The 12,371-nt window shown below is 41.0% G+C and carries 10 protein-coding genes and 1 pseudogene; 1 reads left to right on the plus strand and 10 read right to left on the minus strand.

Annotated features, from left to right (window positions below):
* Positions 1 to 34 precede the first annotated feature (34 nt).
* From G4407_RS08330 to G4407_RS08350, 5 genes are all read right to left on the minus strand, one after another.
* Positions 35 to 1,957, minus strand: a complete 1,923-nt coding sequence (locus G4407_RS08330; protein ID WP_243868801.1) for an ABC transporter substrate-binding protein — start codon at positions 1,955 to 1,957, stop codon at positions 35 to 37.
* A 304-nt stretch (positions 1,958 to 2,261) separates the two neighbouring features.
* Positions 2,262 to 3,425, minus strand: a complete 1,164-nt coding sequence (rlmD, locus tag G4407_RS08335) for a 23S rRNA (uracil(1939)-C(5))-methyltransferase RlmD (RefSeq protein ID WP_173688495.1) — start codon at positions 3,423 to 3,425, stop codon at positions 2,262 to 2,264.
* Complete coding sequence (locus G4407_RS08340; protein ID WP_173688496.1) at positions 3,385 to 3,543, minus strand: hypothetical protein; 159 nt, start codon at positions 3,541 to 3,543, stop codon at positions 3,385 to 3,387. The genes rlmD and G4407_RS08340 overlap by 41 nt, the downstream gene beginning before the upstream one ends.
* A 13-nt stretch (positions 3,544 to 3,556) precedes the next feature.
* A complete protein-coding gene (locus tag G4407_RS08345) occupies positions 3,557 to 4,546 on the minus strand; it encodes a nucleotidyltransferase family protein (RefSeq protein WP_173688497.1) in 990 nt (329 codons plus the stop codon).
* 197 nt (positions 4,547 to 4,743) lie between these two features.
* Positions 4,744 to 6,420: an alpha-glucosidase gene (locus G4407_RS08350; RefSeq protein ID WP_173688498.1), complete on the minus strand. Its 1,677-nt coding sequence runs from the start codon at positions 6,418 to 6,420 to the stop codon at positions 4,744 to 4,746.
* A 159-nt stretch (positions 6,421 to 6,579) separates the two neighbouring features.
* On the opposite strand from G4407_RS08350, the gene G4407_RS08355 reads away from it, so the two are divergent.
* A complete protein-coding gene (locus G4407_RS08355) occupies positions 6,580 to 7,470 on the plus strand; it encodes a helix-turn-helix transcriptional regulator (RefSeq protein ID WP_173688499.1) in 891 nt (296 codons plus the stop codon).
* A gap of 19 nt (positions 7,471 to 7,489) precedes the next feature.
* Here the strand turns inward: G4407_RS08355 and G4407_RS08360 are convergent, their stop codons facing one another.
* From G4407_RS08360 to G4407_RS08380, 5 genes and pseudogenes are all read right to left on the minus strand, one after another.
* Positions 7,490 to 7,939 carry a YbaK/EbsC family protein gene (locus G4407_RS08360; RefSeq protein ID WP_173688508.1) on the minus strand — a complete coding sequence of 150 codons (450 nt, stop codon included), beginning with the start codon at positions 7,937 to 7,939 and terminating at the stop codon, positions 7,490 to 7,492.
* Complete coding sequence (locus G4407_RS08365) at positions 7,936 to 9,255, minus strand: MATE family efflux transporter (protein ID WP_173688500.1); 1,320 nt, start codon at positions 9,253 to 9,255, stop codon at positions 7,936 to 7,938. Before G4407_RS08365 ends, G4407_RS08360 begins: the two co-directional genes overlap by 4 nt.
* Positions 9,256 to 9,285: 30 nt before the next feature.
* The gene (locus tag G4407_RS08370) at positions 9,286 to 10,233 is read right to left on the minus strand and encodes a hypothetical protein (protein ID WP_173688501.1); all 948 of its coding nucleotides are present in this window, start codon (positions 10,231 to 10,233) and stop codon (positions 9,286 to 9,288) included.
* Between the two features lie 76 nt (positions 10,234 to 10,309).
* Entirely contained in the window at positions 10,310 to 11,308 is a 999-nt protein-coding gene (locus G4407_RS08375; RefSeq protein WP_173688502.1) for an aldo/keto reductase, read from the minus strand.
* Between the two features lie 304 nt (positions 11,309 to 11,612).
* Positions 11,613 to 12,371 (minus strand): annotated as a pseudogene (locus tag G4407_RS08380) (TOTE conflict system archaeo-eukaryotic primase domain-containing protein); the annotation flags it as partial.

Genomic DNA, 12,371 nt, shown 5'->3' on the forward strand with positions numbered 1-12,371 from the left:
ATAGAATTGATCTATTCTAATGAATCCTTCTTATTTATTCTTCAACATATGCATCTAATACCATTGCTCCCCATCCCACATGAGCTCTAGGAACGAAATTCTTAAGCTTCGGATTGAAGAACATGTAAGAAACGCCTGATCCCATTGGAAGACTTGGAAGTTTTTTGTTGTAAGCCAGCTGGAATTCTCCATATAATTTTCTGAATCCGTCAATGTCTTCAGGATCAATTTTCTGCATCTCTTTACCGATCGCTTTTAATTCCGGATCAGAAATATAGTTAACATTCCATGTTCCCATTAAGCTCGGATCATCATCGAAACAGTTCCAGTAGAAGAGAATTTCCGGAATTCCGATACTGCTGTAGAAAATGTTATATTCCGGTTCGTCGATACCCTGGCGAGTCAGGTGATTGATCATAAGTGCGAAATCCATAGATGTGTATTTGTATTCCATACCGATCTTTTCTGCTTCCGGTGGGATTACTGTGTTGTAAAGTTTTGAGTAGTCATCTTCACAGCATGCTACTTCAACTTTTAATTTCATCAATTCACCATCTACTTCTTTGTAACGGTATTTGTCTGTACCTTCTTTATACTCTTCACCTTTTTCATTCAGTGTCCATCCACCATCGATGAGTTCCTGTTTTGCTTTATCAAGGTCATATGAGTAGTGAATCAGTTCAGATTCAATATCATCTTTGATTGCTGCAAAATCTGTTGTTGCATCTGTTGCATAACAGTCTACTACTGTACCGTATCCGCCTGTTAACTGTTTGTTGATTTCATCACGGTCTACGATGTAAGCGATTGCACGTCTTACTTCTTCAAACTGTGTCGGTCCAAAGTCACACATGTAACGCATCTCGTTGATACGTGTTCCCGGTACAAGACCATAGTTTGCATCTAATTTTCCTTCTTCTACTTTTGTTAAAGCAGCTTCGATCTTTTCTCCCGTACCTGCTGAGTAGAAGTCGATTGTTCCTTTTTCAAATTCGTCACGGATTGTTTCATCTGCAACCGGTTTGGAAATAATTGTCTGGATATGTGGTTTTGTTCCATCATAGGTTCCAAGGTATTCTTCGTTGACCTCAAGTTCAACAGTTTCTGTTGTAAGATCCACGCTCTTTAATTTGTAAGGTCCGCATACAACCGGTGCTTTGTAACGGAATCCTTTATCCGGATCAAGTAAGGTTTCTCTGATGAGATCTTCTGTAAATCCGTCTGTGAGGTATGCTCCGTTTCCATCATCCTTCACGTCGCATCCAGGAGCGATTGCTGCAAGCGGTTCCGGTCCATAGGCAACATTTGCCATCTCATAGTAGTTCGGAAGCTGATCTGCACTGATTGTCATAGAGAATTCGTAATCCCCAAGAAGGTTAACACCTGCGAATTCTTTTGTTGTTCCCTGTACATGATCGTTGTATCCAACTAAAGCCCATCCGTATGTTGCATCACCTTCACAGGCTGCAAATTCCGGAGAAGAGTGAAGCAGAAGACTGAATACATAATCTTTTGCTGTGATCGGAGAACCGTCACTCCATTTCAGGTTATCATTGATTTCAAAACGGTATGTCTTGCTTCCGTCGTCGTTCTCGATCACTTCATGATCTTTAACGACAACCGGGTCCCAATCAAGAACATAATCACGATTGTAATCAGCGAGGGCGTAACCACTCATCAATCCGATGAATCCGGAGTTTGTTGCATTGTTAGACCAGCCGCCGTACATATCCGGTGATAAAGTACCCGGTGAAATTGCAACTACTACCTGTCCCCCCACAGGAGCATCTTCCGGTGGTGCACTTTGCATGTCTTCGGTCACCTCAACTCCAACCTGTTTGCTTTCGCCATCATCCTGGTTCTGTTGGTTCTTGCTGGAAGCTCCTCCACCGCCACAGGCTGTGGCTGAGAATACCATGATACCAGCCAGCATAAGGGCTATCATTCTCTTTTTCATTTTGCATTCCTCCATAAACTTTGTGTTAAGGCAATTATAACATTTTACCAATTAAACATCTATTGTCGTTTTCGTTTTTGTGCATTTTTGTGGAATACGCCGTATTTTTATTGTATACAGAAAAACAAGTCTTTCATGGACGGATTTTACTACATATATGGACGATATCTGTTTTTCGTTCACACACATTCAGATTGTTAACATTCTACAATTTGGGCATTTTTAACAAATTGTCAAATGTTAACATTTGACTAAAAACAAAAAAAGTAAGACGATTGTCCTACTTTTTTTATCAATCTTTTTGTTATCGCGATAAGAGTACGACGGTTTCCAAATGCTCTGTAAACGCAAACATTTCCACCGGCTGTATCTTTTTTACCTGATATCCTTTTTTTGTCAGATACTTCAGATCTCTTGCCAGTGTCTCCGGATTGCAGGAAATGTACACGATCTTCTCCGGTCCCATCTTCACTGCCGATGCCATAAATTTCTCATCACTTCCGGCTCTCGGCGGATCCATAAACAGCACATCCATACTTTTTCCTTCTGCTGCCATTGCCTCCATAAATTCACCGGCATCTCCCTGGAAAAACTTCACATTCCGGATCTGATTTTCTCTGGCGTTTAATTTTGCATCCTTTACAGCATCCTTATTGAGTTCCACACCAACCACTTCTTTTGCATGTCCCGAAGCGATAAGACCGATCGTTCCGATTCCACAATAGGCATCGATCACGCTTTCTTTCCCTGTCAGATGTGCAAATTCAATCGCTTTCTGATAAAGGATCTCCGTCTGCACCGGATTTACCTGATAGAAAGACTTTGGTGAAATCCGGAAGGTACACCCGCAGAGTTCATCCCGGATAAATTCTTTCCCATATAACACTTTTTCTCTCTCCCCAAGGATCATACTGGTCTTTCTGTCGTTGATATTCAGTACAACCGTCGTAATCTCCGGATGTTCTTTTCTGAGTGCTTTTACAAAATTATTAGACGATGGAAGGATTGGTGATCCAAGCACCAGAACCACCATGATTTCTCCGCTTTTAAATCCTCTTCTGATCAGCACATGACGGAACAGGCCATATCCTGTATCTTCATCATAGGTCTTGATCTTAAAAGATTTCAAAAGTCCACGGATTGTCCGGATGATCTCCTGACTTTTTTTGTCCTCTATCAGACAGTTTTCAACAGGAACGACCCGGTGGGTCTTCGCTTCATAGGTTCCGGATATGATATTTCCCCTTCGGTCTCTGTCAAATACGGCGTGTACTTTGTTTCTGTAATAATACGGATTCTCCATTCCGATGATCGGTTCTACTTTTCCAAATTTCGACAACAATGCATTTACCGCTTTTTGTTTCTTTTTCAGCTGCTCCTTATAGGGCACTCCCTGATACTGGCATCCTCCGCATTTTTTTGCCACTTTACAGACTTCCGGTTCTGTCTGATTTTTCTTTTCTTCCATTTTTTATCCTCTCTTCTTTTTCATTCTTTTCTAAAAAAAGATCCGGCATATTATCCAGATACAACTCTTCTCTGACCGGGAGATGGTAATATGCTTTTTTTGTATCTGATTTATTCATTCTTATAATCCTTTTAATCGTTCAGATCCGTCTGGAGTCTTGATAAATGTTCATACGGCAGGATCAGTCTGCCCCGGTATAATCCGCATCCGTCATTGATCAGACTGTTATTTGCCGCAGCAAACATATTAACTTCCAGATCCTTCAGTTCCAGCCCCAAAAGCCGCATTCCTCTTTCGTATGCCTCATCAAAATAAATGCATTCTCCTTCCGGAATGGCTTCTCTTCTTGCCCTGACTCTTTCCTGTTCCTTCTCGTAGGCCTGGTGATTTGCTGCTCCAATCTCCGCTATATCATCCATCTTCTTTGTCCGCAGCTGCACTTCCATGTAGCTTCTCGAACAGTTGTCGTAAAATGTGATGTGGAGTGATTGATAGCTGCTTTCATTTCCGTTAGAAATATAATCCCGATAATAAGGTTTCACCGTCTCGTCCAAAAACGGAGAGGTACTTTCAAGCACTCCCTTTGCCGGTTCTGCCGTGAACCCTCTTTCCTCCAGAAAGCCCGGAAGAACATTCGCGATCCTGTATAAATACTTGATTTCCTCTTCCTCTCGCAGTTTGTCATCCCTGATATTGCATTTCGGAAGAGAGATTACCAGACGGTATGCGATAATATCCCGAAAGCAGCTCAGCTTTTCCCTTAGGTCCGGCACCGACGGATAGGTATGATGCTTTTCGTAATAATCATAAATATATTCTACAATATACCCGTTGAATTTTTCCTCTGCACGGATCAGCGACTTGATCCTTCCTTTAAAAGTAAAGGCAAGCAGAGGATATTCCTGTACCATATATTTATAAAACTCCCTGATTTTCTGCGACTGTGCAGTAAGGAAATCATTGTGCTCAAGCAGTTCCCTGATCTGGATCAGGAAATTGGAATGGATGAGATCTATTTCGTTGTGATTCTTTTTTGCTTCTTTCTTCAGATCCACTGTATAATTTCTTAAAATCCGAAAAATCGTATCGCCTGAATATAAATAGTCATTTAATGTGATCATATGCTTCACCCTTCTTTTATCTGACGTTTTTCTTATACAGTATAGCAGAATCCGGCTAAATTTGATACTGCTGTTTCAAATCGAGCGATCTAATTCATCGAATATACAAACAGGAATTGATCTGCTGCATATAATCCAGCAAGGTCAATCCCTGTTTTTATTACATATTTATAATTTTTCCAGGACTATTGTGCAGACTATTCTAATTCCAGAACCACAACTTCACAGCTCCGTAAATTCAACGTATCTGCTTCACAGTCTGCCATTTCCTCTGCCCGGTTCGACAGCCATACTTTTTTTATATCGCTTTTCAATTTGATTGTTGCAGCATCCTTTCCGAAATTAGCAGCTACAAGAATACATTTGGATTCATTTTTACGATAAAATGCCATGATTCTGTCCACATTTTCATATTCCGGAAGAAATTCTCCATAGGTAAATACTTCTTTCAGTTCATCCGATTTACGCAGTGCAACCAGTTTACGATAATAATTCAGAACAGAATCCATATCCTGCTCCTGGGCTTCCACATTCACCTCTTCGTAAGAGGCATTTACCTTTAACCATGGCGTTCCTTTTGTAAATCCGCCATTTTTTTCACCGTTCCATTGCATCGGTGTTCTCGCGTTGTCACGGCTCATACGACTGCATACTTCTAATGCTTCCTGATCCGACAATCCTGCTTCACGGGCAGTATGATACTGGTCTTTTGTACTGATATCATCAAATTCCTCCATGCTGTTCCATTCGGCATTTCTCATACCGATTTCCTGCCCCTGGTAAATGAAAGGAATTCCTCTGAGCAGAAGACTGACGGTACCAAGCATCTTGATTCCTTCCGGTGTCTGGGCATAAGAAGGTAAAAATCTGGATGCTCCTCTTGGCTCATCATGATTTTCAATGATATTCGCCTTAAAGCCATACTTCTGTGTTTCTAATTGTGCCTGAATGATCGCATCTCTCCATTTCGCAAATTCCAGCTTCGGAGCATCATACCATCCATGTTCTCCATCGGTGAGCGTATGGGCGCTAAAATCAAATATCGTTGAAAAATGACCAGTTTCACCAATAAATTCCGGTAATTCATCCGGTTTCATATTAAATACTTCTCCTACTGTAAAGGCATCATACTTTTCAAAAGTTGACTTTTTCAGATCTTCCAGCAGCTTCCCTACTCCGTCTACACTTTCAACCATCTTCCAGCAGCTTGCCAGACCATCTTTCCCATCCGGTGCAAAATCAGGAAAGTCCAGATCCTTCTTGATGTTGATGATCGCGTCGATTCGAAAACCGGAGAGACCTTTTTCCAGCCACCAGTTGATCATTTTGTACAGTTCCTGCCGTAACTTCGGATTTTCCCAATTCAGATCCGGCTGTTCCTTTGCAAACATGTGAAAATAATATTTGTCCGTTCCCGGTACCTTTTCCCAGCAGCTTCCTCCAAAATAAGAGCGGTAATTGCTCGGTGGATTTCCGTTTTTGCCCTTGCGGAAATAAAAATAATCTGCAAACTCTCCATCCGGATCTGCTAAAGCTTTCTGGAACCACTCATGTTTGTCGGAGCAATGATTAATAACCAGATCCATAATAATATGCATGTCTCGTTTTTTTGCTTCCGCCAGCAGTTCATCAAATTCTTCCATTGTTCCGAACTCTTCAGCAATTGCATAGTAATCCGCAATATCATATCCCTGATCTACAAATGGTGATTTGTAAACAGGCGATAACCAGATAATATCAATCCCTAACTTTTTCAGATAATCCAGTTTAGAAATAATTCCTCTCAGATCTCCGATTCCGTCTCCATTTGTATCCAGAAAACTCTTTGGGTAAATCTGATACGCTACTTTGTCATGCCACCACTTTTTTTCCATTTTTATCAACCTCTTTCATATATGATCATCGTATTGCTTCGCCATTGCTTTATTTCTTTGGCTGTATTATACTGCTATTATATAATCTTAATCGTAACAAATCTTGTATTATTTTTTCATTTTATAACACAATTCTGCTATTATGGAGGTATTAGAAATATGAAAACACCGCATTCACTTATACCGGAGCAAAAAGAAAACGCAAAACATGGAGAGGTTTATTTTCCGATTCAGAAATATATCTCAAAACTCTCAGCAGATTCTCCTGTCATAACAACGCACTGGCACGAAGAGGCAGAGCTGACCCTCATAACAAAGGGATCCTGTATTTACCAGATCAATCTGATGGAATACGAAGCAGGTACAGGAGATATCCTGTTTATTCCACCCTTACTCCTGCATTCCATTATCCTGAAAAACAGTGCAGAATTCTGCTCGGAAACCTATGTGTTCCATATGAATCTTCTGGGTGGAAATAATGCAGATATCTGTTCTGCCCGCTATCTTACACCTATGGTAAATCACGAATTAGCCTTGCCATATCTCATTACCTTGGAACACCCTGCCTATGATTCTCTCAGAGAGTACTTTTCACAGCTTGTTTCCCTGTACGACGCCCGGATGTTTGGATATGAACTCGCCATAAAATCCTGTCTGCTGCAGACTCTTTTTCTTCTGCTCCAGTACAGTAACGCAAGATCCTCTACAGAATCAGACTCTTCCGATAAATTAAAAATTGTACTTGATCATATTGATCAGAATTATGCAGAAGCTCTGTCGGTTTCTGAACTTGCAAAGCTTTGCTATTTCAGCGAATATCATTTTATGCGCTTTTTTAAAAAGCATATGAATATGACCTGTATCCAGTATATCAACAGTATCAGGCCGGAAAAAGCAGTAGAGTTATTTGAGCACGGAAACACCTCCATATTAGAGGTATCTTTATCCGTCGGCTTTCGTAATCTCTCTTATTTTTACAGGGCATTCAAGACAAAATATCATATGACACCGCTGGCTTTTATAAAGAGATTGGGACCGGATTCTGTATAAGCTCCTTTTCTGGGCAATTTTACAGTTCCTTACAGACATCTACCCACCCGTTCGCTTCTGCTACCAATTCCAATTCAGGAATAGTGAGCTTTACAGCGCTATGATCATTCCCTGCTGCCGGGTAAACCGTATTGAACTTTTTCAGACTTTCATCAAGATAGACTTCTATTCCTTCGTTGATACCAAATGGACATACTCCGCCCGGAGCATGTCCGATGATATCTTCTACTTCCTCAAACGGAATCATTTTTGCTTTTATATGAAAAGTATCTTTATATTTTCTGTTGTCTACTTTTGCAGTTCCTTCCGTTAAAATCAGAACTGGCTTATTCCCTTGCAAAAATGACATGGTTTTCGCAATCATTCCCGGTTCTACCTGTAGTGCAGCAGCTGCTTCTGTTACTGTAGCTGTAGATGCTGCAAGCTCAATCACATGATCAAGGAATCCTTTCGCATTTTTATATATTATTTCCGATAAATCCGAATCATCAAAGGCGTTTCTACCAGCAGCATGGCAACCCAGCCTGCCAGATAGGAATATGGCAATGCTTCAATCCCGAAGTTCCATAGCAAAATCATTGGTGCTGCCGCAATGACCCGGACCGCCATATTGGTAAAACTGCTCATCAGTGTTACCTTCAGGTCTCCGATTCCACGGAAGAATCCCTGGATTGCATTCGTAATGGCCGGAAGTATATACATTACGGCAATCAGATGCAGATAAATGACACCATGCCCTATTACTTCCTCGTCTTTTACGAAAAGTGCCATAAGTTCTCCGGCAAATACCAGGCAAATTACCATAACAGCCACTCCATAAACAATCTCCAGGATCATTCCGCAGCGAAATCCTTCCCGCATACGGTCATTTTTTCCGGCTCCTTTATTCTGCGCCATAAGTGCCGTCATGGCATGGGCGATATTCTGTTCCGGTGTAATAGCAAAATCATCGATCCGATTAACAACTGCAAAGGCGGCAGCTACGGATACTCCCATGGTATTAACCAGTGCCTGGATCGCAATTTTCCCCATTTGGACGGTAGCCTGCTGCATAGCTGACGCCCATCCGTAAGCAATCGTTTTCTTCAGCAGACTGGCATCAAATACCAGCCATTTCCTGCCAAGACGAAGAATCGGTACTTTTTTCTGTATATAAATAACACAAAACAGGCAGCACAGTGCCTCACTAAGCACTGTGGAAATGGCGCATCCATTGCTTCCTGCCTTTAGTACAATGACAAAAAACAAATCTCCGAAAATATTCAGGACTGCACTGATGATCAGAAAATACAGAGGCGATGCACTGTCTCCTAATGCTCTTAGGGTGCTGGAAAAAAAGTTATACAAAAAGGTAAACATTAATCCCATAAAAATAATCCGCAAATATTGCCGCGTCATCTCCATAATAGAAGCATCTACCTGCAAAAGATGCAGGATCGGTACTGCAAATACCACACAAAATAAAGTCAGGAAAAACGAAAAAACGACTCCCGACAACATGGTTGTACTGATCTGCCTGTGCAAAGTCTTATAATCTTTCGCCCCATACTGAATTCCCATAAGGATACTTGCGCCCATACATAATCCATTCAAAAACAGTATCATAAGCGTACTGATCGGATTGCAGATACCAACTGCCGCCAGGGCTTCTTTCCCTACAAAATGTCCTACGATAATACTGTCCACCGCATTATAAGTCAGCTGAAACAGATTTCCTAAAACCAGCGGCACGGTGAAATTCACAAGAATCGGCATGATTTTCCCTGTAGTCAGATCTTTTGTCATATCATTCCTCTCCTTCGTCAAAATTCTAAATTAATTTTCTTCAGATTTCTTTCTTTTCCTTTCAGAAACCCTTGGCACCGACTGAAGTGTAACAGATGGAATTCTCAGGCCCATGATACCCTTTAAAATCCAGGTAAAGGATAACATAACCAGAACCGGAATGGCACAAGTTGTCACGATCAGCACTGCCACACCCTCCAATATCCTGTTTAATCCATCTTCAAAAGCAGAGAGTTTTTCTGTAGTGACTTCACCTACTGTATCAATTGCATCATCTACCTTATCCTTTACATTCTCAAGAAAACCACTGAATGAAAACTTTTTATCTTTCGTTTCTTGTGATTCATCCTTCTTGTCTGTGTTTGAAGAGGTATCACCCTCATCTAATAATTCTTCCGTATCTTCCAGTGAAAAATCAGCTTCATAGGACTTTGCATAGGTTTCATTTACCATATTCGTCACCCACGCACTGGTAGGAACCAGTCCCCACAAAAGAACACCCAGAATGATACTCTTAATTCCGATCCTGTAGATAAATTCTTTCCATCCGTTTTTCAAAAAGTTTCCTGCTGCCAGAAGCACACATCCGATAGGAAATAAAATTTTAAATGCAATATACCCGGTGATAGTCAGTAAATATTTTTCAACAATGATCACTGCATAAACGATCACCATATACCCTGCGACATCTGCCAGCTTATTCGCGATCGGAGTTGTGGCTTCTCCCGGTATTGCTGCAGCATCGGTTGCAAGAGCTGTTGCTGTTCCTGAAAGTCCCAGTGCTTTTTTCTGCAATCCATTCAGCGTTTTGATAACCCAACGGTACGAATCAACCGAAGTTGCCCATTTGGAAACAACAAAAAAGGATGCAAGAGCAATTCCAATACAGATCAGCATCATGATCAAACGATTTCTCAATGGTTGTTTATAATTTCTAACTGCGATTTCATGGCTATCTGCCATCATAGGTTCTTTCATGTTCTTCTCCCCTTCTTTTGCCGAATTAGGAAAGGACCGGGTATACGATCCCGCTCCTTTCCACCTTTACTGTTTTCTATTTGTCCAGAACCGCAACCTGAATTGTCTTTACTGCTTCCTCCATACATTTGATGTCCTCGGCACGCAACTTTATATCCAGACACTTTACGGTATCTTCCACACTGGAAGCTTTTCGCATTCCAACCAGAAGACTCATTCGGTCATACTGAGATAGTGCCCAGGCTTCTACCAGCGTTGCAAAACTGCAATGATATTCCTCACAAAGTGGTTTCCAGATTTCGAAAGCCCTGCGAAGTCCTTCTTTTTTCTCCGGATCTGTCCAAGGTATTCTGGATCGGATATCGGTTTTTGCAAATTCCCGTTCCATAAAGGCAGGAGAAGTCAAAAATCCTTCCTCCAGAACACCATAGGTCTGAAATACCGTGTTATACTTTTTACACAGATCAAAATATTCTCTGCCATGGAAAGGAGAGAGAATACTGAAAAACTCCTGTACAACAGATACGTTTCCGCCGGCTTCCTGATATGCAGCCAGATCTGCCGGCTGACTGTTAGAAAGTCCATAGGTGCGGATCTTTCCTTCACGAACCAGATTCTCCAAAGCTCCAACCGTTTCCTCCACTGGAAAGCTGCCGCATACATAATGTACGATAACAGAATCCAGATAATCAGTTCCCATTCTGCGCAAAGAGTCTTCCACGTCCTTTTTCACTGCTGATGCGCGTGTGTCATTGTTAACGGTATAACCGTCTCGTTCGTAATGGAAATTACCGCCCTCATTTCTCCAGTTCAACGAACATTTGGTCTGCAAAACAAAATCATTTCTTCTGCCTTTCAGTGCCTTACCAAGCAGTTCCTCACTTACTCCTGTACCATATACCGGTGCGGTATCGATGTAATTTACACCATGTTCATGACAAATATCAAGCAGACGCTTCGCATCCTCAACTGTAGAATCTCCGTCTGTCCAGACACTTCCGCCGCCAAGCCCCCAAGTACCTAATGCAACCACCGAAACATCGATATCCGTGTTGCCAAGCTTTTGAAATTTCATTCTAATTCCTCCGTTTTTCGTTGTTCTTTCCTGCTTTTTATGCAGTATCTTAACCACACAGCGTCCCCATGACAAAGCTGTCTATATTTGAAAAGACAATTTCGTCACATCTGTGCGTTACTCTGCCTATTAGTATATACCACGCTCCGGAATAAGTAAAATAAAATCATTTTACCTTTTCAAAAGCCGCATGGATTCATCAAACCGGAATTGATTAATACCCCCAACTGATTATTTCCCAATTCTTTTTATCTTCTGTTTTCCTAAACTTACTAATATAGCACACTTCTTCATACGATCACACTTATATCTTTTTCGGTTCACTTTTTCTCCTCTCCTCAGAACATCCCAAAGCGATTTCCAACAATTCCGTTGCAACTTGTGAATTTCTGATACGCATTAAGTTATCCCAGACATCAGCTTTTCCAAGTAGATTCATCCCGCCATGCCATACTATTTCATCATCAATAACGGCAAAACATTCTTCTACTTCTGTTCTTGTTATCACATTTATTCCTACCAATTGCATTGCTCTGATTAATTCATAACATACATCCGACTTTCCGTAAGTAATATCTTCCGGATCAGTTGTAATAACAGTAACCTTTACCCCTACTTCCTGTCTCTTCTTTATTAATAGTAAAAATCTGTCAATTTTATCCTGTCTGATATCCGGACTGGAAATTACTACCATTTTTTCTGACTCTACAATATCTTGCTCGAATTTTTCGGTATAATTTACAGAATCAAATATTGCATTTATTATTTGTTTAGGTTGCAACTCTTGCGTCCAGATTGAAAATCCCGTCTTCCTGTATGTTCTCAATCTTTTTGCATACATTTTATCAAAATAATGCACATGAGAATCGATATAATCATACACATAAACCGCTTCTTTTCCGACATAATCTCTGTTTAATCTACCTACATACTGTTCCAGGCGTCCTTCAAAAGATACAGGTGCTGCAAGCATTAATACATCCAGTCTTGGGAAATCAAACCCTTCTCCTACTACAATATATTTATGGTTAATATCCCTTACAGCCAGTAAGGAATTATCCAT

It is taken from the genome of Allocoprococcus comes (assembly GCF_013300725.1).
GTDB classification, from domain to species: Bacteria; Bacillota; Clostridia; order Lachnospirales; family Lachnospiraceae; genus Allocoprococcus; species Allocoprococcus comes_A.

What these genes read in the sequence shown, in the direction of transcription:
- G4407_RS08330 (WP_243868801.1), bottom strand. Translation starts at nt 1,957, where the DNA reads ATGAAAAAGAGAATGATAGCCCTTATGCTGGCTGGTATCATGGTATTC.
- rlmD (WP_173688495.1), bottom strand. Translation starts at nt 3,425, where the DNA reads ATGGAAGAAAAGAAAAATCAGACAGAACCGGAAGTCTGTAAAGTGGCA.
- G4407_RS08340 (WP_173688496.1), bottom strand. Translation starts at nt 3,543, where the DNA reads ATGAATAAATCAGATACAAAAAAAGCATATTACCATCTCCCGGTCAGA.
- G4407_RS08345 (WP_173688497.1), bottom strand. Translation starts at nt 4,546, where the DNA reads ATGATCACATTAAATGACTATTTATATTCAGGCGATACGATTTTTCGG.
- G4407_RS08350 (WP_173688498.1), bottom strand. Translation starts at nt 6,420, where the DNA reads ATGGAAAAAAAGTGGTGGCATGACAAAGTAGCGTATCAGATTTACCCA.
- G4407_RS08355 (WP_173688499.1), top strand. Translation starts at nt 6,580, where the DNA reads ATGAAAACACCGCATTCACTTATACCGGAGCAAAAAGAAAACGCAAAA.
- G4407_RS08365 (WP_173688500.1), bottom strand. Translation starts at nt 9,255, where the DNA reads ATGACAAAAGATCTGACTACAGGGAAAATCATGCCGATTCTTGTGAAT.
- G4407_RS08370 (WP_173688501.1), bottom strand. Translation starts at nt 10,233, where the DNA reads ATGAAAGAACCTATGATGGCAGATAGCCATGAAATCGCAGTTAGAAAT.
- G4407_RS08375 (WP_173688502.1), bottom strand. Translation starts at nt 11,308, where the DNA reads ATGAAATTTCAAAAGCTTGGCAACACGGATATCGATGTTTCGGTGGTT.